The organism is Acinetobacter sp. GN11 (assembly GCF_054823985.1).
Genome location: NZ_JRVL01000006.1, coordinates 18,542 through 37,792, shown reverse-complemented (window position 1 = coordinate 37,792; position 19,251 = coordinate 18,542). Strand labels below are relative to the sequence as shown.

Sequence of the window (19,251 nt, the reverse complement as noted above, 5' to 3'; positions counted from 1 at the left end):
ATATAAATTATTGTATTTTAATAAAAAAATAAATTTTATAGAGGAAAGGTGCATCAAATGAGGTCAAAATATGAAAAATTGACTTCATCACGCGCCGCTTTGTCATATAATTGTCATAATTTAATTTAAGAATACAGAGGATTTTTCTATCCTCTTACCGTCTGCATGAATTCTAATCTACCCCCTGTTTCGGATTCAAAACTTGCGGCAAACCTGCAAGTCAAATCGACGAATGTACATGTCCCAACACCTAAGTTTTTTATGCCGGTGTTTTTGACGATTATTGTTGCAACACTTATTTATATTGGATTTCAGGTGAGTGCTGATTTAGCACATGTTCCACCTTTGAGTCTCTATTCGGTTATTCTTTTATCTACTGCACTCTTGATTGCTTTAGGCTTTGAGTTTGTAAATGGCTTCCACGATACTGCAAATGCAGTAGCAACAGTGATTTACACCAATGCTTTACCTGCACCAGTTGCAGTCATGTGGGCAGGTTTTTGTAATTTTCTTGGGGTAATGGTTGCAAGCGGCGCAGTCGCTTACGGCATTATTGCATTGTTGCCTGTTGAACTGATTATGAACATGGGTAGCGGTGCAGGTTTCGCAATGGTTTTTGCGCTGCTTATTGCTGCGATTCTCTGGAACTTGGGTACTTGGTTCTTGGGTATTCCTGCTTCTAGCTCTCATACCTTGATTGGTTCAATCTTGGGTGTGGGCATTATGAACCATCTGTTGAGTGCATCGACTGGCGTAACAACCAGCGGTGTTGATATGGATCAGGTGATTAAAGTCGGTAAGGCTTTATTATTTTCGCCTTTAATTGGTTTTGCTTTTGCAGCGATTGTATTCTTGTTGGTTAAAACTGTTTTTAAACGCCAATTAGAATTATTTCAGCCACCAGAAGGTAACAAACCACCACCAGCAATCATTCGTGCAATTTTAATTTTCACCTGCACAGGTGTAAGTTTTGCACATGGTTCTAACGACGGTCAAAAAGGTATGGGTCTCATCATGCTGATTTTGGTTGGTCTGGTGCCGTTGGCTTATTCATTAAATAAAAACCTTGATACACAACAAGTTCAATCATTCCATCAGCTTTCTTCTCAAACTGCCGTATTTTTGAATCAAAATAAGCCAGAATTAACCGATGAAAAAGCACGTGTTATTCTGACTAAATATATTCAAACTAAACAGCAAACTCCAGAAGTAGTGCCTGCATTGGCAAGCATGACTGATCATTTGGGTGAGCGAGTTTCTAGCTATAACAACTTAAAAGATATTCCAGAAGCTGCGATTAGTGAAATTCGTAATGACATGTATTTAAGCACCACTTCGTTTAAACGTTTGGACAAAGCGAATGCATTACCAAAAATGGATCAGTCACAAGAAAAACTTGTGAAAGAATACCGTAGTAGCTTGGATTCATTCTTACAATACATTCCAACTTGGGTGAAAGTAGCAGTTGCTTTGGCACTTGGCTTAGGCACCATGGTGGGCTGGAAACGTATTGTTGTGACTGTAGGCGAGCGTATTGGTAAGCATCATATGACTTATGGCCAGGGGATGTCTGCTGAGCTTGTAGCAATGAGTACAATTGCAGCTGCCGATGGTTTAGGTATGCCTGTTTCAACAACACACGTTTTAAACAGTGCTGTTGCAGGTACTATGGTCGCGAATAGATCAGGCCTAAACTTCAATACAGTGAAAACAATTTTATCTGCATGGGTATTTACACTTCCTGCAACAATCTGTTTATCAGGCGGTTTGTACTGGTTATTCTTGCAGTTTGTATAAAAGCATTTAAAAAATTAAAGCCACTGAAAACAGTGGCTTTTTTATTTGTTTCTTTTTAAAGTTCAGTCTATTTTCATGTACATTCAATTATAAATTAACAAGTCGTTATAGAGCATCAAGCAGCTCCAAAAGCTGGGCTTAAAACTTTGATATCAGGATAGATTATGGATGCGGTTCAAATAGATCAGCTAAAACAACAATTTCCACTTATTGAGACACTGCAAGCCTATCAAGAGACATTTTGGTTTACACCTCATCGCTATCCTTTAACAGAAGCTTTAGAAAAAGTTGGACTCACCGCTGAGGATGTAAGTGACGCGGAGGCAAGGCTAGCGCGTTTCGCACCTTATTTGGCAAAGGTATTTCCTGAGACTCAAGCTCAACATGGAAAAATTGAATCAGATATCGTTGAAATTGCGAACATGCAAAAGGCACTTTCTACAACAGAACAAGTGCAGCTGAATGGAGCATTCTGGCTAAAAAAAGATAGCCATTTACCTATTTCAGGTTCAATTAAAGCACGTGGTGGTATTTATGAAGTCTTGGCTCATGCCGAAAAGTTGGCAATTGAGGCAGAGCTTCTTAAGTTGGAAGACGATTACAGTAAGTTAGATCAAGATTCATTTCGAACGTTTTTTTCTAAGTACCAAATTGCAGTAGGCTCTACAGGTAACCTTGGGCTTTCGATTGGTATTATGAGCGCCAAACTGGGTTTTAGAGTCACAGTCCATATGTCTGCCGATGCGAGACAGTGGAAGAAAGACAAACTACGTTCACTGGGCGTCAATGTTGTGGAATATGCCAGTGACTATGGTGTAGCGGTTGAAGAGGGACGAAAAGCCGCAGAACAAGATCCACACTGCTTTTTCATTGATGATGAAAACTCAAAAACATTATTTTTAGGCTATGCCGTTGCAGGAATACGCTTAAAACAGCAATTTGAGCAAAAACAAATTACAGTTGATGCTGAGCACCCATTATTTGTTTATTTGCCGTGTGGCGTCGGTGGTGGCCCAGGTGGCGTGAGTTTTGGGTTAAAACTGGCTTTTGGTGAGCACGTACATTGTATTTTTGCTGAACCAACACATTCGCCTTGCATGTTACTTGGTGTGCACACAGGCTTGCATGATCAGATTTCAGTAAATGACATTGGCATCGATAACGTTACCGCCGCAGATGGACTTGCAGTAGGGCGTGCTTCAGGTTTTGTTGGACGTGCTATGCAACAGCTAATTGATGGTTACTACACGATTCATGATGAACGTTTGTATGAACTAATAGCGCTTCTAAATCAAACTGAAAATATTCAGCTTGAGCCTTCAGCGGTGGCAGGAATGATGGGACCATATTATGTTCAGACGAGTCCTGATTATTTGGCTTTACATCAACTATCAGCTGAACAGTTGCAGCAGGCAAATCATGTGGTATGGGCGACAGGAGGCGGTATGGTGCCATCTAATGAAATGCAAAAATATCTTTCACACTTTCAAAATAAATAAACACAGAAAAAAGCCCAATTCTAGAATTGGGCTTCAATCAAATTATTTTTTAGATGATTTTCCAAAAGGTAGTTTTTCGGTGGCGAAGCCATAGATCGCAGCAAAAGGCAGGGCGGTTCTTGCTAAATAAGCAACGCGCCACAATCCGCCGTGGTTGGCACCTTCCATCATAAGTTCAAGCGGATGGTCTAGCTCAGTTTCAGGATTTGCTACAGAAGACTCATTTCTTAAGTCATGAATCCAGATTGCCGCCATAATGGCATTGGTGGTTTCAGGGCTAAATGCTTCTACATCAAAAAGCTCTGCACCATTAAAAGCTGCTTTCAATAATGGGTTTTTAGTCACAGAGTGAGTGGTTGTAGATGGAGCAATATTAATACTTACGTGTTGTCCCTGATGACGGGCCAAAATAGCACGCCATTGTTGAATACGTTTTGCCAATGCATAATTTGGCCCTTGCTCAACGACTAGACAGTCGGCAATACCATAAGTTTTTCCATTTTCACAATCAATCAAGTCTTGATATGGCGCTTGAAAAAAACGGTTTAACGAAAGTGTGGAAACACCTTTTACCGCCATTTTTTGTAGTGTTGTACGTGATTTAAATTTTTGTTGAGCAGCTTTGGCTACTTCTTTAGGAACCGCATAAACATCGGTTGGAGTACACATAAACATAAGGCTCGTATCAGACTTATGCTCGCTTACAAATTGCATGATACTGTCCATTGCCATGGAAACACGAACATGCTTTTCGCCATCTAAATAGGCGATTGCAGCCAAATCTAACTTTTGTGGAAACTGGACTAACCACTGTGCAATTTCTGGTAATTGAGTCAATAGATTTGCGCCCAATTTATCCTTTAACTCAGAAACTTTTGCTGATGAATCAATTTGTTCAGCACTTGGTGCAATCAGAGTTGCGTTTCCTTGTTGAATCGTATTTAAAATTTTGCCCCAGACACGTGGGTTTGGTAAGTCGACAGCAATAATATTCGCTTTCCATTTGGCTAACCAAGGCAGGGGGCCTGCTTCTGAAGCAGCACCAAACAACACCATGGTACGGTCAGATAAATCAAACCATTCTGGGTGTGCAGTAGCTTCACGCAAAGCTTTTGCATGACTTGGTTCAATAATACCAGCCTCTTCCCAACGTTGAATTTGGTCTAGCAAGCTTTGTCCACTGAGTTTTTGTCCTTTGTAAGGTACATACCACTCTGGAGCTGCTTCACTTTCACCTTTAATTTTTACTGTATGAAGTGGTGTTGATGAAGCAATATGAACCGCATCTTTTAAAAGGTAATGTTTACTATCACGATAATAGTCAAAAATATGGTGAGCTTTATGCAAACCTTGCTTAGCAATAGTAATTGGGTTGCTACTATTTGAGATCCCTTGTTTAACAAGTGCTTTAAAATAGATAGGGTAGTTTTTCCGCCAGTTTTTTTCATTCAGCACTTGTTGCGCGGTTTTATTATCTACAACAGATAAAGCCTCTGACAAAATCTCTTGGCCTGTAAGAGATGTGCTTTGTTTTTTGGTTGAGGCATGTACTGGAAATTGTAGACCTTCGACTTGACTTGTGCTGGACATAAAATATCTCGTTATAAGACTGGGTTAATATACAGATGTATACATTATCTATGCCAATGAAAGGAAACGAGTGGCAATAACTGACAAAATAATATTGATTATTTATGTGATGAAACATGAAAGAGCGATTTATTATGATAAATTCATCTCATTTTGATCTTAATTTTTTTCACATTTTTAGAACATTTTTATAGACTTACGTTACATAAATGATTATTTTGTATTAAGCAAATACATCGGTTTTAACCTGAAGGCAAAATGTTCAAAATGTATCAATAATACAGATGCAGAAATGATTAAAAACTAGACTTTTTTATTAAAAGATAAGAAAAGTCAGACGGAATAAGAAAGAATTGGGATGAAACTAGATAGAAGACAACATAAGATTGTCTTTTAAAAATCTTGGGGATATGGTGATTTTTTTGCACCATAATTTTCTAGTTTCATCCCATCTATTTTTGGGTTGGAACCCGCCATTTTCAAACTCACTTTATCATTCAATTAAACTCTATTTCTTTAACGTAACTTCAAAATTACTTTAAGAATGAGTGTTTCTAACAGCGTCCTTTTTTCGCTTGTCCTGGTGGGCAAAAGTCTCCGGGATGATTGTGATAAGGTGAATCTGGATCAATCACAATACTACCTTCCCGTGTATGAACTGCACAGGCTGATAATGACATTGTGAAAATTGCTGCTACACAGAGAAATAATGCTTTCATCATGTTCTCACTTTTTTATCATTCTCCTTTGTACTATAGAAATATATTGATTGTTTTTCGATCTAATTTTCGTTAAAAATATATTTACTAATTCCAATTAAAAGAAACTAATCTGATCTTAAAATTGTTCGAAAGCCAACATGGGTTGCTGCTAAATCAAAGTCTTGCGGATAGCGACTACTGTTTCGATAACGTGAACAATAATTTTGAGCACATAGAAAAGATCCACCTTTAATTACATATTGTGTACTGGCGATTTTTTGTTGTCTTAAATCAGAATAATTTCCCATATGTTGGTCATGAGCACCTTGATAAGGAGAGGATGTCCATTCCCATACATTTCCAATCGTATCAAATAGTTTGAAATTATTTGCCGCAAAACATCCAACGGGTGCTACATCTTTAAAGTGATCTTGATTTAGGTTTTGAAAAGGGAATTCGCCTTGCCAGTAATTTGCTTGTGGATGTTGGTGTTCATCGGTAGGGGCTTGATGTAAGGGCGTATCAGTTTTTGAGTTGGCTTTAGCTGCATATTCCCATTCTAGTTCCGTTGGTAAATCATGTCCAAGCCAGACTGCATAATGTTCAGCATCGTTTTTACTCACATATCGCACAGGTTCATTTGGATTAGCTACAGCACCATTACTGCCATTTGGGGTTTTCCATGTATATCCTGATTTTAGCTGCCACCATTGCTGTGGATGATGAGGATCTGGTGAAAAAACAGCAGCCTGCTTTTGTTTTTCGGCATCGGTAATATAGCTCGTTGCTTTCACGAAGCTTGCAAATTGAGCAACCGTAACTTCAGTCTGATCAATCCAGAATCCTTTGACTTCTCTTTGTTTCTTTCCAAAATTCAGTTCATCGGGATAGGCTTTCTCAGAACCAAAATTGAAATGTCCATCGGCAATTAAAACCATTCCAGCTGTAGGCTGTTTGAGCCAACCTTTGGGTAGTCCAGAGTAGTTTTTACACTTTTCAATAGAACCTAAGTCAGCTAAAGAAGTTTGCTGCTGCAACGAGGGCGCTGATTCAGAAACTTGTGAAGATTGACTACAGCCCGTCATAAAAGACAGGCTGATTGTGGTAACTAAAAATGGTTTTAATCTCATTTGGCGTTATATTCCTGCACACCATTTTTCTCAGTATATTTTTGATAGACCGATAACAACTCTTGCACTTTTGCTGGGTACAGCTGTGCAACATTGTGATTTTCTCCACGATCAGTGGCAATGTTATACAACTCCCAAGTTCCTGTGCCTAACTCAGGGCGCCCTTGAACTGCAATTTTCCATTCACCTTGTTTGGCATATTTGCTGCCATGTAGTTCATCGGCAAAACTAAAATTTGCAGGGCGAATGGTAGTGGTTTTATTTTCAAGTAAAGGCTTCCATGAAACCCCTGATGGCGTATTAATGGTACGACCATTGTATTGGCCTTGAGGCACTGGAATATGAGCATATTCTAATAGGGTTGGGAAAACATCGAGTACAGATGCAAAGCTATGATTGGTTTCTTCTGCTTTTTTCTGGTTCGGTAATTTCACAATGGCAGGGGCCGTCGTTGCACCTTCACCAGCCGTATCTTTCCATAAATGAAAAGGTGCAGCACTTACTTCGGCCCAACGTGGCCCAATATAGTGATACGAAGTAGGTGTGCCCACATTTGCTACAGAGTTATCAAAACCAGATTCACTACCATATCCACCACGTACAAAACCTTCGGCACCGTTATCGGAAACAAAGAAAATTAAAGTGTTGTCATAAAGATTATTTTGTTTAAGGTATTGAATAATGCGGCCGACGTTAGCATCAAGGTTTTCTACCATGCCTGCATAGATTTCCATTTTACGGGCTTCTAGTGCCTTTTGTTCTGCTGTTAATTCATCCCATTTTCCATATTTTTGCGGGGCATTTTGAGTCGCAATTGGTTCTGCTGCCTCAAAGTTTGCAGGGATAATTCCAAGCTGTTTTTGCTTAGCAATACGTGCGTTACGAATTGCATCGTAACCAACATCATAGACCCCCCGATATTTTTCACGGTATTCAGCAGGTGCTTGAATTGGCCAGTGAGGCGCCGTATAGGCAGCATAAGCAAAGAACGGTTTGCCACTATTTTTGCCTGAGTCTAAGTAGCTCAGTAATTTATCGGTAAAATAATTTGTCGAGAAAAAGTCATCAGGCAAAGCTGAAACAGGAATAATTTGGCCATCTTCTGTATAAGTTGAATTTCGTTTAAACGCACTTGGCGCTTGCTTAAAGTGGTGATCTAAACCTTGTAATAAGGTAAATGAATGATCAAAACCTTTTGTGTGTGCATTCGTCTCAGCTGTTAGCCCTAAATGCCATTTACCGCTGATGTACGTGCGGTAACCATTATCTTTAAGTACTTGTGCGATAGATAGAGAGCGTTCATTTAAATATCCCTCGTAGCCTGATTGTCCTTTCAAATGTTCTGGTGTGAGTTCAGCCATTGCCCCAATACCTGCGAGGTGGTGGTCAGTCCCTGAAATGAGTTGAGAGCGTGTTGGAGAACAAGTCGGAGCAGTATGATAATCCGTTAAAAGGCGGCCTTCTTGAGCCAAACTATCAATATTAGGGGTGTGAATTTCACCACCGAAAGCCCCTAAATCGGAATAGCCTAAGTCATCAGCCATAATAAATAAGATATTCGGTTGCTTAGGTGTGGTTGCTACATTTTCTTGATTATCGTTATCATTACATGCAGCCAAAGATAAGCTAAATAAAGCAATGGAAAGGCTAGATAAAATTGCTTTGTACGTCATTGTATCATCTGAATTATTAAAAGAATTGGCACGAGTTTAATCAGATGGTTTTTGCAATCAAAACAAAGAAAAGATCAAAGATAATCAGAAAAAAGACTGAGAATTTATAGTGATAAATTAATGAGAAAAAAAGAAAAGCCCACAAGGGGCCTTTCTTTAATTTATTTTGTTTAGAAAGGAAGGCGAGTTAGTTGGTCTAAGAAATGCGGAATAACTTTTGGTTCAAGTAAAATTGTTACGATGACACCATAAGCCGCACCCCACAAATGCGCACTATGGTTGATATGACTATTGCCGCGTTTACCAGCCCAAATACTGTACGCTATATATAAAATTGCAAAAATAATAGCGGGTACAGGAATGAAAAATACAAAAATTAGCTTCCATGGCTGAAACAGAATATAAGCAAATAAAACGGCTGAAACAGCTCCCGAAGCGCCTAGACTTGCCCAATTCGCATCATTTTTATGTTGTAGGTAGCTTGGTAAAATCGCAAAGATTAAACCACCTAAATAGAACAACACAAAACCCATGTCATAAAAATATTGGCGATAAAAACTTTCAATAATACTGCCAAAGAAGAACAGGGTAATCATGTTGAAAAGTAGATGTGTTCCATCAGCATGGATAAAGCCATGGGTAATGAAGCGATCAATTTGTCCACGTTGCATTGCAGGTGGCCAAAAAATCAGCCGGTTCATCACGTTCTGGTTGCTAAAAGCAATTAAAGAGATAATGACCGTAATAATAATAAGAGTAACTGTATGGTTAAATGGCAAATGCAACATAAGAAATATTTAAAAAATGATCAATACTGGCTCAATAATGCCATTAAAAACTTAAGTTGAAACCCTGTTGTGTATAAATCCGACAAATTTAGTTGATTTTTTTTAAATCCCCCTCATCTTCGGTTAATATAAAGGCATCAGCTTGAGGAATATTGTTATGTCGACTGAGAACACCAACACTGCTGTTGCAGAAGAAATTCCAAACCTTTTGATTACACCATCTGCACAAGAGTATTTGCACGATTTATTAACGAAGCAAAATACTCCGGGAATTGGCGTTCGAGTTTTTGTTGAACATCCGGGTACGCCACGTGCAGAATGTTGCATGGCATATAGTGCGCCAGAAGAAGTGATCCCAACGGATTATAAACAGGACTATCCTGATTTTCCTGCCTATATTGATGCACCATCTATTCCTTATCTTCTAGATGCAGTAATTGATTACAACAAAGACCGTTTTGGTGGCCAGCTTACTTTCCGTGCACCAAATTCTAAGGTTCCACGTGTTGGTCCAGATGCATCAATTGAAGAACGTATTACTTACATTCTTCAAGCAGAAATTAACCCAGGTCTTGCAGGGCATGGCGGAAATTGTAGCTTGGTAGAAGTACAAGATGATGCAGAACATGGTTTAACAGCTGTATTGAAATTTGGTGGTGGTTGCCAAGGCTGTTCTGCAATTGACGTGACCTTGAAACAGGGCGTTGAAACGACTTTAAGAGAGCAGATTCCAGAGCTTCAACGTGTGGTTGACCAAACTGACCATACGCAAGCTGAAGGTGCTTATTTCAAATAATCAAATTATTTGAAAAGTGACATAAAAAAGCCTCGCAATGAGGTTTTTTTATTATTCAATATAAATAATGATAATTATTATCAATATCATTTGTAATTTTATTTAGATTTGTTACAATGCCGAACTTAAAATGAGAGATGTTTAATAAATCAATATATTGGGAATACTTATGTCGAAGCGTATTATCCAGTCAGTGCTTTCTGTTTCAGTACTGGCAAGTATGATGTCTATGGCTTATGCTGCACAAAATGAGCAAGAACAAGCTGAACAAGCATTAGAAAAGCCTGCTGAACCTGTGAAATTGGAAACAATTTTCGTAACAGCTGAAGAGCAAGTGAAGCAATCGCTCGGTGTATCGGTTATTACCAAAGAAGATTTAGAAAAACTACCAGTCCGTAATGATATTTCTGATTATGTGCGTCGTATGCCGGGTGTCAATTTAACAGGCAATAGTGCAACGGGGCAGCGTGGTAATAATCGACAAATTGATATTCGTGGAATGGGTCCAGAAAATACGCTTATTTTAGTGGATGGAAAACCGATTAACTCTCGTAATTCAGTTCGTTATGGCTGGAAAGGAGAGCGTGATACACGAGGTGACTCAAACTGGGTCCCAGCAGAAGCAATCGAATCAATTGAAGTTTTACGTGGACCAGCCGCAGCTCGATATGGTTCGGGTGCAGCAGGTGGTGTAGTCAACATCATTACTAAAAAAGTGACGAATGAAACCCATGGCTCAGTAGAGTTTTATACTTCACAACCTGAAGACTCTAAAGAAGGTGCATCAAATCGTGTTGGTTTTAACGTAAGTGGACCACTGATTAAAGATGTTTTATCATATCGTTTATATGGTAATTACAATAAAACAGAAGCTGATGATGTCGATATTAATAAATCAATAGGCAGTAATGCAGCTGGCCGTGAAGGCGTTAAAAATAAAGATATTTCAGGACGTTTAGCTTGGCAGGCAACAGATCAACAAACTATCTTGCTCGATGTCTCTTCTAGCAAACAGGGTAATATTTATTCTGGTGACTCTCAGTTAAATGCAAATGCTGAAGCGGATGCGATTCTTTCGGAACTTATTGGTAAAGAAACCAATACCATGTACCGCGATAGCTACGCGTTAACGCACGAAGGGGATTGGTCTTGGGGTAAGAGTAAGTTAGTTGCTCAATATGATAAAACCCACAACAAACGCCTTCCTGAAGGTCTTGGCGGCAGCACAGAAGGAAAAATTAATAATCTGGATGACAAAGCCACTTCACGCTTAGAGACTCTTCGTTTAAATGGTGAAGCCAATATTCCTTTTGAATATTATGTACCACACGTATTAACACTCGGTACTGAATGGGTTGAGGACAGATTTAAAGATAATATTTCGACAAATCAGGGAGCAGACAGCAGCGGTTCAGGTTACGGCGATCAATTAGCTAAAGGCAATCGCAGTAAAATGGAATCACGTATTGCTTCTGCATATATCGAAGATAACTTAAAACTTACCGACAGCACCGATGCCGTATTAGGTTTGCGTTTCGATGATCACAGCAAATCTGGTTCTAATTGGAGCCCAAGCTTAAACATTACTCAAAGACTCAATGATTATTTCACTTTAAAAGGTGGGGTAGCAAAAGCGTATAAAGCACCAAACATGTATCAAAATGCCGAAGGATACTTACTCAGTACGAACGGCAATGGTTGTCCGGCCAATATTGATTCGCGTTGCTTATTGCAAGGTAATGGTGATTTAAAACCAGAAACTTCGGTAAACAAAGAGTTAGGCATTCAGTTCCAAAAAGATATTGTCAACGCGAGCTTAACTTGGTTCCGTAACGACTATAAAGATAAGATTGTGGCTGGTACAAATGTTGTTGGAACAGTTGATGGTTCAAGTACCAATGCAAATACAGGAGCTGTAACTAATACCAAGTGGAATATCTTACGTTGGGAAAATACGCCTAAAGCATTAATTCAAGGTTTTGAAGGAAGTTTGGGGTTAGACTTTGGTGATATTCGTTGGACCAATAACTTTACTTACATGATGGACTCGAAAGATAAACAAACGGGTAACCCATTATCTTTAGTTCCAAACTATACGATTAACTCAATTTTTGATTACGACATTACAGATCAGTTAGATGTGAATTTTGTATTCACTCAATATGGCCGTCAAAAATCGCGCCAGTTTGCTGAAAATAGACTCGAATCGGGCATTGGTTCAGGTGGAACAAATTCTGCGATTAAGCCAAGCACTGTAAAAAGCTATAGCACTGCTGGAATTAATGTGGGTTATAAAATTTCAGACAATATTAGTACGCGTGTTGGCGTAAGCAACTTGTTTGATAAACAAATTTTAAGAGACAGTAATTCGATCAGCCAAACTTACAATGAGCCAGGTCGAGCTTATTACGCTTCTTTAAAATATTCTTTCTAATCAAGACAAATAACAAAGGCGCTTTAAGCGCCTTTGTTATTTAAAATATCTAATGCTTTTTCAGAATAATAAAATTTCTCTAGGTAAACACGGGCACGACGTCTTAAATGTCCTGTTGTAACTAATTGCTGTAATACCGGCACAAGCAACTGAGTCAGTTCATGTTGTATCAAACTTTCATTAATATTAAGGTCGCGTAGTAGCAAGTCAAAATTACGTTCCTGATTTCGAACATACCAAGTGTAAATACCATCATGAACTTGTTGTTTCAGGTAATCAGTTTGGCGAATGTGATCCCAAATCTCGTGTCCTAAACCAACCGTTTTGGTTAAATCTTCAGTTTCTATATAATTTTTTAAAACAGAAAGTGGCATAGATTTAACTTTATGCCAAACATTTGCCTGAAAATGATAGAGCTTATCATTGTCAAAATGTTGGTTTAAAACGCGCTCACTCATTTGACTCAGTTTTAAAATATTCTTTTGCAAATAATGATTAATCGTGTCGTCTAAATTTGAATCAGTCACTGTTTCTAGAACAGATTTCCCCATTTTCATAAAACGGCCTACACCCGGCACACGTTTTGACATTGATTCATCTAAGTAATCATGCATTGTTTGTTGAATCAATTGAGTCAAGAGTGCTGAAAATGCAGGATTATTCACAATTGTTTTAATGATTTTTTTACGATGCTCTTCTTTACTTGCAACGTATTGCGCAATTCCATCAATTGTTAAAACAGGAATAACATCTTCAATTGTTGTATTTTCATTAGCTGGATGAATAAGTGCAAAGCGAATATGTTCTGCAATTTGTTCAAGCAGAAAATCAGAAGCAGGAGTTTCTAAAATCTGTTTTTGAATGAGCTGCTGGATTTGTTCAAAGGTCCAGAGGTGTTGTAGTTGCCGACTACCCAACCAATGATAAAATTGCTCAAATTCTTGTTGAATGATTTGGGGCTGAGCAAATTCCTCATCTAAAAAATCAAGATGAGCTTCAATGAGTTTTTCTATAAGCGGTTGGGTAGACATAAGGTCTCACAAGTCCGAAGTTTTATTTAAGGTGTAGTCGTTTTTAAAGACTGATTTGTTTCTACTTTAAGTAAAAACGGTACATATTGTTGAATAACCAGCTGCTCGGCTTCCAATATTGGCATATGGCCGACATTCTCTAAAATCACTGGAGGCTGGGCATTCTTTAAAAGTCGTTTTAGTTCACTTGCTACTTCTACGTTAATAATCTTATCTTGCTTGCCCCATAAAATCAGTGTCGGTGCATCGATTGTCTTGGTGAGCACTGCAAATGAATCTGGCGTGTAGACTTTATTGAGTGCAATAAGCTGATCAACCAGTTTTTGCGTTTGAGGCGCCTGATTAATCATGAGCTTCTCTTGAGCTTGAAGGAACTCTTTAGGAATAAATGGAGGATTAAACATGGTTTGCTTTAACAAATAGTTAAAGTCCCCTTTTTTAGATACTAAAAGTTGTTTTAAGTAGGCTGGATCTTTTAAATAAATTGTATTTGCAGAACGGAAAATACCGCCGCTATCAACCAAGAATAGGCTTTTGGTTTCAAATGGATATTGTCCAGCATAGAGTAGGGCAATCGAACCACCAAGTGAGTGGCCAGCAATATGAATTGGACCTTTTAAATTTGCAGCTTCAACAAATCGACGTAATTTTTCAGCAAGATTTGGAACAGAATAATCAAAGTCTTGAGAAACTATTGTTTCACCACTACCTGGTAAGTCTGGAATAATAACGTGGTAATTTGCTGTGAGATAACGCGCAACTCGGTTCCAGTTATCACGACTCCCTCCTAATCCATGAATAAGGAGCAACGTCGGTTTAGCCGTAGAACCACCTTCACTATATGACCATGTAACCTCGCCGACTTTTAAACTTTTACTTTGTAAACCTGCCCAACTGCGCTCTTGCTGTAAAATATTCTGAAAGTTTATATCTATCGTATCAGCTGCTTGCGTCTGAAAAACACCTGTTATTGTTGTAAGGCTACAAGCCAAGGCAAGTGCCATAGCTGTTTTCTTTAGGGTCGTTTTGGTTGATACAAACAGCGTCGTCATAAGATTTCATCCTTGAGGCATAAGCGAGTTTGAAAATTATTGAAAAACTTTGCCAATGAGTCATTTGCCAAATGATCAAAAGGAGAAAAATTATAGTCAATCCGAGAACCAAAGTATGTCTATTTTTTCACTAAACAGTACGAAATGTGCAGTAAATTCCCCATTCAAATAGAGTAAGTATTTTTTAAATTTTTCATGGAAAAGGATTTAATTTTTTGTCAGTGACATTCAAATTTTGACACATTAAAATGATTTCCAACCTTGAAAGAACAATGGAAATATAAAATGCCTACTGCGCAAGAAGTTTTAGATCGTCTGAAAGCTGGTAATCAACGATTTGTAAATGGAAATACTTCCCTTGCAAAAACCTTATCTCATCATGAACGCGCTGAAATGGCAAAGGATCAAAATCCGTTTGCGATTGTATTAGGTTGTTCAGATTCACGTGTTCCAGCAGAAATGGTATTTGACCAAGGTCTTGGTGACTTATTCGTAATTCGTGTTGCTGGTAACGTTGTTGCCCCTTCACAAGTAGGTAGTGTTGAATTCGCGGCAGAGCGTTATGACTGCCCAGTTGTTGTTGTATTAGGACATAGTCATTGTGGGGCGATTCAGGCGACAATTGATACATTAATGAACCCTGATCAGCCACCATCATCTAACTTAATGTCGATTGTGAACCGTGTTCGTCCATCAGTTGAAATTTTAATGCAAACTGATTTAAAAAATGATTTGAAGAAACTTTCATGTCATGCAGTACGTTCAAACGTTTTTGCTTCGGTAAATCAATTACGTCATGGTTCAAGTGTGCTTGAAAGCTTGATTGCACAAGGTAAATTAATTGTTGTTGGTGCAGAATATTCGCTAGAAACTGGTGAAGTTACATTTTTTGATTTCTAATCATATTAGCAATAATACTTAAAACTAAAAGGTGCCTACAGGGCACCTTTTATATATGGATAAGCCAAATTAAGTAATTTTGACTGTGCTTGAGCATTGGGATGAATCAAGTCATTTTGCATAAGCTGTTTTTGACCTGCGACGCCATCAAGAAAAAACGGTAGTAATTTCACCTGATATTTTTGGCTGACAACTTTATAGTTATTTTCAAAAGCTTTGCTATACGCAGCCCCATAATTTGGCGGAATTTTCATGCCAAAAAGAATAACTTGGGCTTTTTGTTTCTGACTTAACTGAATGAGCTGATCCAGATTTTTTTGAATCATTTGAGGTGGTTGACCACGTAAGCCATCATTTCCACCTAATTCAATCACGATTACATTTGGCTTGTAAGTTTGTAATAGCTTAGGTAATCGGGCTAAAGCGCCGCTGGTTGTTTCTCCACTAACACTTGCATTGACCACTTTGTGTTGTTTGGGATACTGTTGGTCTAAGCGTTTTTGCAGTAATTGTACCCAACCTTGTTTGGGATCAATTCCGTAACCGGCACTGATACTATCTCCTAAAATTAAAATAGTTTTCGCCGATACAAGCATAGGCAGCATACTTAATGAGATGAGCATGATGCTTTTAGAACCAATCAAAAAAGATTTATACATTTGTACTTCGACCCTGATTCTGAATACATAGGACTTTTTACATCATGCCACAACCCATCATTGCTGCCCATCAAGTTACACAAACTATTCAGATTAACCAAAATCAGTTTACGATTTTAAAAGATATCGATTTAGAAATTTTTGAAGGGGAGCAGGTGGCAATTACTGGGCGTTCTGGCTCAGGTAAATCAACATTATTGGGAATTTTGGCGACTTTAGATCAACCATCTGAAGGTGAAGTTTGGTTGTGTGGTCAAGCTGTTCATCAGTTAACAGAGGAACAACGTGCCCAAATTAGAATGCAGCATATAGGTTTCGTATTTCAGTCTTTTCAACTTTTACCTCAGCTGAGTGCGCTTGAAAATGTGATGTTGCCTTTACGGTTACGTAAAGATTTTGATTATAAAACCGCAGAGAAAAAAGCTTTAGATTGGTTGCATCGAGTAGGTCTTAGTCGTCAGGTTGAACAAACGCCTAAAGTCTTATCTGGAGGGGAGCAACAACGTGTGGCGATTGCACGAGCTCTTATTGCAGAACCACAAATTATTTTTGCGGATGAACCGACCGGAAATCTAGATGGTCAGACAGCACAAGAAATTGAAAGTTTGCTCTTTGATTTAAATCGAGAGTTAGGTACGACTCTAATTTTAGTGACTCATGATCGTAATTTAGCAACCCTTTGTCAGCGTCATGTTGAGTTAGATGACGGCCGACTAAAGACAGTACAGGGTGGTTAAATTATGCGTAATCTTCTAAAGCCGCTCTTCCTACAAAGTTTTCGTACGGGTGGATTATATCTACTGATCATTGCTCTATCGCTTGCGATTAGTGCAACCACAGCCCTGAAATTTAGTAATGACCAAGTGAAAAATGCTGTCAGTTTGCAAGCTTCGCAAATGTTGGGTGCTGATTTAGTTCTGTCGAATAATGAACCTATCGAACAGTCGTGGAAAAAAAGGGCAGAGCAGTTGGGTCTGAAACAAACCAATGTGACCATGTTTAGTTCGATGGCGCATACCCAAGATCAGTTTGTTATGGTCAATGTAAAAGCGATAGAACCTGCATTTCCACTAAGAGGACAGCTTGAAATTGCGCCAAAAACTCAAGCGATTCAATCTGGTGAAGTCTGGCTAAGTCAAAGGGCTGCCGATTTACTAAAAGTAAAAAGGGGAGATACTGTTTCTATTGCTGATGGTACCTTTCTTTTTAGTGGCGTGATTGTGCGTGATTCAAATCAGGAACTCGGTTTTTCAGGTTTTTCTCCAACGGTTATTATTCATCAGGCCGATATTGCTAAAACTCATGCAATTCAAACAGGGAGCAGAATTGACTATCGTTTATTAATGGCTGGTAGCCTTGAACAAGTTCAGAACTTTAGTAAGCAATTTAAGCAACAGCATCAACCTTCTAAAGAAGCAGATGAAACGGCAGGCTTGCGTTTACGTGATGCAAGTGAGTCAAATAGTCGGTTATTACGCCCGCTTGAAAACCTAGATACCTTTTTGCAACTGGCCAATATTTTAACGATTTTATTGTGTGGGATTGCCATTGCTTTAACGAGTCAAAGATATGTTCAGCAAAACCAAGATCATATTGCACTTCTCAGATGTTTAGGAGCCAGTAAGTTCCAAATTTTATGGGCTTATATTGGATTGCTTTGTATTGTTAGTGCGATTTCAATTGTGATGGGCAGTCTATTAGGCTTAGTCATGGGATATGGCCTACTGCAACTTATGCTGCAATTGATTCCTCAATTAGAGTTAAGTTTTTCGCTAATACCACTTTTACTTGGACCTTTACCAATCGCTATTTTTACGAGTGTGATTGTGCTGCTTGGTTTTATTTTGCCAAGTATTTGGGAGCTTTTAAATACACCTCCAATTCGGGTGATTCGCGAAGAAGCCAAATCTCGAAAATCATTATTCTTTATGTTTTTTGCTGGCATTAGCAGCCTGATTGTTTTTAGTTTGGTGTTGAGTGAAAACTTGATGCTCAGCATTATGGTTTTGGCTGCAATTATCGTTCTTTGTATTTTGCTGTATACCGTTGTTTGGCTCTTGCTTCGTAGTTTAAAAAAGATGAAAAATCGTGTGTCTTTTTATATTCGGTCGCCCTCGCAAAGTGCCTTACAAATTACTGCACTGGCTTTAGGCTTAAGCCTAATTACGGTACTCAGTGTATTAAGAACGGATTTATTACAACGATGGCAGCAACAGCTTCCGGAAGGGACTCCTAATCAATTTGTATATGGTTTACCTCCATTCGATTTAAAACCTTTTGAGCAACAATTAAAGTTACATGGTTGGCAAAGTACGCCGTTATATCCAAACATCCGAGGCCGACTGGTAGCAAAGAATGATGTGCCTTTTTCAGAAGAAGCCATAAAACAAAATAACTCTTTGCGCCGTGAGTTAAATCTGACGCAATCAAATCAATTGCCGAATGACAATGCCATTACAAAAGGACAAGCCCAGTTTAATGATGTGGGGCAAGTTTCAGTCGAAAGTAAAACTGCCGAAAGTTTGGGAATCCAAATTGGAGATAAGCTGACCTTTAGCCTACCCGAAGGCACATTACAAGCCAAAGTTATGAATTTTCGGAGCGTGGAGTGGGAAAGTTTTAGCCCTAACTTTTTCTTTATTTTTTCCCCTAAAACCTTAGACGAAAATGCTGGAAGTTACTTAGGTAGTTTTTATGTACCTAAGCAAGACCAACCAAAAATGATCAATATTATTCAGCAATTTTCAAATACAGTTTTTATTGATGTGGATCGAATCTTGGATGAAGTAAAACGCTTAATGAATGTTTTGGTCAAAATTGTGACTGTATTAGCTGCCTTAGTCGGGTTTTCAGGCGTATTAGTACTGATTGCTTGTTTAAATCTATTAATGGATGAAAGGCGCCGTGAAGTTGCTTTACTACGCTCATTTGGTTTATCTAAAAATAAAATGAAGCAAATGCTCAGTTTTGAAATTGGTTTTTTAGGATTGTTAGCAGGCATAGTAGCCTGCTGTTTTGCAGAAGTGATTAGTGCGATTGCTAGTTATAAAATGAATATGGCAATACAGTGGCATTATGAAATATGGCTGATTTTACCCCTTGGCATGATGCTGGTTTGCGCGCTGATTGGTCGTTATCGACTTGGTTATCTTTGCAACTTACCGCCTTTACAAAGCTTAAGGGAATTAAACCAGCTGTAAC

General features: G+C 38.6%; 15 protein-coding genes. 7 read left to right on the top strand and 8 right to left on the bottom strand.

What is annotated here, in order from left to right; all coding sequences use genetic code 11:
- Positions 1 to 165 precede the first annotated feature (165 nt).
- On the top strand, positions 166 to 1,797 hold the full coding sequence (locus NL42_RS00785) for an inorganic phosphate transporter (RefSeq protein ID WP_461311424.1): 1,632 nt from the start codon (positions 166 to 168) through the stop codon (positions 1,795 to 1,797).
- Positions 1,798 to 1,961: 164 nt separating this feature from the next.
- A complete protein-coding gene (locus tag NL42_RS00780; protein WP_461311423.1) occupies positions 1,962 to 3,296 on the top strand; it encodes a D-serine ammonia-lyase in 1,335 nt (444 codons plus the stop codon).
- Between the two features lie 42 nt (positions 3,297 to 3,338).
- On the opposite strand, the gene NL42_RS00775 is transcribed toward NL42_RS00780, so the two are convergent.
- The 5 genes from NL42_RS00775 to NL42_RS00755 all read right to left on the bottom strand — a co-directional run bounded on the left by NL42_RS00775 (position 3,339) and on the right by NL42_RS00755 (position 9,178).
- Positions 3,339 to 4,886 carry a hypothetical protein gene (locus NL42_RS00775; RefSeq protein WP_461311422.1) on the bottom strand — a complete coding sequence of 516 codons (1,548 nt, stop codon included), beginning with the start codon at positions 4,884 to 4,886 and terminating at the stop codon, positions 3,339 to 3,341.
- A 554-nt stretch (positions 4,887 to 5,440) separates the two neighbouring features.
- On the bottom strand, positions 5,441 to 5,605 hold the full coding sequence (locus NL42_RS00770) for a hypothetical protein (protein ID WP_016138934.1): 165 nt from the start codon (positions 5,603 to 5,605) through the stop codon (positions 5,441 to 5,443).
- Positions 5,606 to 5,712: 107 nt separating this feature from the next.
- Positions 5,713 to 6,717, bottom strand: coding sequence for an SUMF1/EgtB/PvdO family nonheme iron enzyme (locus tag NL42_RS00765; RefSeq protein ID WP_461311421.1), 1,005 nt, complete (start codon positions 6,715 to 6,717; stop codon positions 5,713 to 5,715).
- On the bottom strand, positions 6,714 to 8,390 hold the full coding sequence (locus NL42_RS00760) for an arylsulfatase (RefSeq protein ID WP_461311420.1): 1,677 nt from the start codon (positions 8,388 to 8,390) through the stop codon (positions 6,714 to 6,716). Before NL42_RS00760 ends, NL42_RS00765 begins: the two co-directional genes overlap by 4 nt.
- Positions 8,391 to 8,560: 170 nt before the next feature.
- Positions 8,561 to 9,178 carry a rhomboid family intramembrane serine protease gene (locus NL42_RS00755; protein ID WP_336169428.1) on the bottom strand — a complete coding sequence of 206 codons (618 nt, stop codon included), beginning with the start codon at positions 9,176 to 9,178 and terminating at the stop codon, positions 8,561 to 8,563.
- Between the two features lie 157 nt (positions 9,179 to 9,335).
- On the opposite strand from NL42_RS00755, the gene nfuA reads away from it, so the two are divergent.
- The gene (gene nfuA, locus NL42_RS00750) at positions 9,336 to 9,974 is read left to right on the top strand and encodes a Fe-S biogenesis protein NfuA (RefSeq protein ID WP_336169427.1); all 639 of its coding nucleotides are present in this window, start codon (positions 9,336 to 9,338) and stop codon (positions 9,972 to 9,974) included.
- Positions 9,975 to 10,143: 169 nt separating this feature from the next.
- On the top strand, positions 10,144 to 12,408 hold the full coding sequence (locus NL42_RS00745; RefSeq protein ID WP_461311419.1) for a TonB-dependent siderophore receptor: 2,265 nt from the start codon (positions 10,144 to 10,146) through the stop codon (positions 12,406 to 12,408).
- A 23-nt stretch (positions 12,409 to 12,431) separates the two neighbouring features.
- Here the strand turns inward: NL42_RS00745 and NL42_RS00740 are convergent, their stop codons facing one another.
- Positions 12,432 to 13,439 (bottom strand): hypothetical protein, encoded by a 1,008-nt coding sequence (locus tag NL42_RS00740; protein WP_461311418.1) that lies wholly within the window; start codon positions 13,437 to 13,439, stop codon positions 12,432 to 12,434.
- A gap of 26 nt (positions 13,440 to 13,465) precedes the next feature.
- A complete protein-coding gene (locus tag NL42_RS00735) occupies positions 13,466 to 14,491 on the bottom strand; it encodes an alpha/beta fold hydrolase (protein WP_461311417.1) in 1,026 nt (341 codons plus the stop codon).
- Positions 14,492 to 14,776: 285 nt separating this feature from the next.
- Here NL42_RS00735 and NL42_RS00730 point away from each other — a divergent pair, with 285 nt between their 5' ends.
- A complete protein-coding gene (locus tag NL42_RS00730; protein WP_016138926.1) occupies positions 14,777 to 15,391 on the top strand; it encodes a carbonic anhydrase in 615 nt (204 codons plus the stop codon).
- A 35-nt stretch (positions 15,392 to 15,426) separates the two neighbouring features.
- On the opposite strand, the gene NL42_RS00725 is transcribed toward NL42_RS00730, so the two are convergent.
- Entirely contained in the window at positions 15,427 to 16,050 is a 624-nt protein-coding gene (locus tag NL42_RS00725; protein WP_461311416.1) for an arylesterase, read from the bottom strand.
- Positions 16,051 to 16,094: 44 nt separating this feature from the next.
- On the opposite strand from NL42_RS00725, the gene NL42_RS00720 reads away from it, so the two are divergent.
- Complete coding sequence (locus tag NL42_RS00720; protein ID WP_005802976.1) at positions 16,095 to 16,787, top strand: ABC transporter ATP-binding protein; 693 nt, start codon at positions 16,095 to 16,097, stop codon at positions 16,785 to 16,787.
- 3 nt (positions 16,788 to 16,790) lie between these two features.
- Positions 16,791 to 19,250, top strand: coding sequence for an ABC transporter permease (locus tag NL42_RS00715; protein WP_461311415.1), 2,460 nt, complete (start codon positions 16,791 to 16,793; stop codon positions 19,248 to 19,250).
- Position 19,251 lies beyond the last annotated feature (1 nt).

What these genes read in the sequence shown, in the direction of transcription:
- NL42_RS00785 (WP_461311424.1), top strand. Translation starts at nt 166, where the DNA reads ATGAATTCTAATCTACCCCCTGTTTCGGATTCAAAACTTGCGGCAAAC.
- NL42_RS00780 (WP_461311423.1), top strand. Translation starts at nt 1,962, where the DNA reads ATGGATGCGGTTCAAATAGATCAGCTAAAACAACAATTTCCACTTATT.
- NL42_RS00775 (WP_461311422.1), bottom strand. Translation starts at nt 4,886, where the DNA reads ATGTCCAGCACAAGTCAAGTCGAAGGTCTACAATTTCCAGTACATGCC.
- NL42_RS00770 (WP_016138934.1), bottom strand. Translation starts at nt 5,605, where the DNA reads ATGAAAGCATTATTTCTCTGTGTAGCAGCAATTTTCACAATGTCATTA.
- NL42_RS00765 (WP_461311421.1), bottom strand. Translation starts at nt 6,717, where the DNA reads ATGAGATTAAAACCATTTTTAGTTACCACAATCAGCCTGTCTTTTATG.
- NL42_RS00760 (WP_461311420.1), bottom strand. Translation starts at nt 8,390, where the DNA reads ATGACGTACAAAGCAATTTTATCTAGCCTTTCCATTGCTTTATTTAGC.
- NL42_RS00755 (WP_336169428.1), bottom strand. Translation starts at nt 9,178, where the DNA reads ATGTTGCATTTGCCATTTAACCATACAGTTACTCTTATTATTATTACG.
- nfuA (WP_336169427.1), top strand. Translation starts at nt 9,336, where the DNA reads ATGTCGACTGAGAACACCAACACTGCTGTTGCAGAAGAAATTCCAAAC.
- NL42_RS00745 (WP_461311419.1), top strand. Translation starts at nt 10,144, where the DNA reads ATGTCGAAGCGTATTATCCAGTCAGTGCTTTCTGTTTCAGTACTGGCA.
- NL42_RS00740 (WP_461311418.1), bottom strand. Translation starts at nt 13,439, where the DNA reads ATGTCTACCCAACCGCTTATAGAAAAACTCATTGAAGCTCATCTTGAT.
- NL42_RS00735 (WP_461311417.1), bottom strand. Translation starts at nt 14,491, where the DNA reads ATGACGACGCTGTTTGTATCAACCAAAACGACCCTAAAGAAAACAGCT.
- NL42_RS00730 (WP_016138926.1), top strand. Translation starts at nt 14,777, where the DNA reads ATGCCTACTGCGCAAGAAGTTTTAGATCGTCTGAAAGCTGGTAATCAA.
- NL42_RS00725 (WP_461311416.1), bottom strand. Translation starts at nt 16,050, where the DNA reads ATGTATAAATCTTTTTTGATTGGTTCTAAAAGCATCATGCTCATCTCA.
- NL42_RS00720 (WP_005802976.1), top strand. Translation starts at nt 16,095, where the DNA reads ATGCCACAACCCATCATTGCTGCCCATCAAGTTACACAAACTATTCAG.
- NL42_RS00715 (WP_461311415.1), top strand. Translation starts at nt 16,791, where the DNA reads ATGCGTAATCTTCTAAAGCCGCTCTTCCTACAAAGTTTTCGTACGGGT.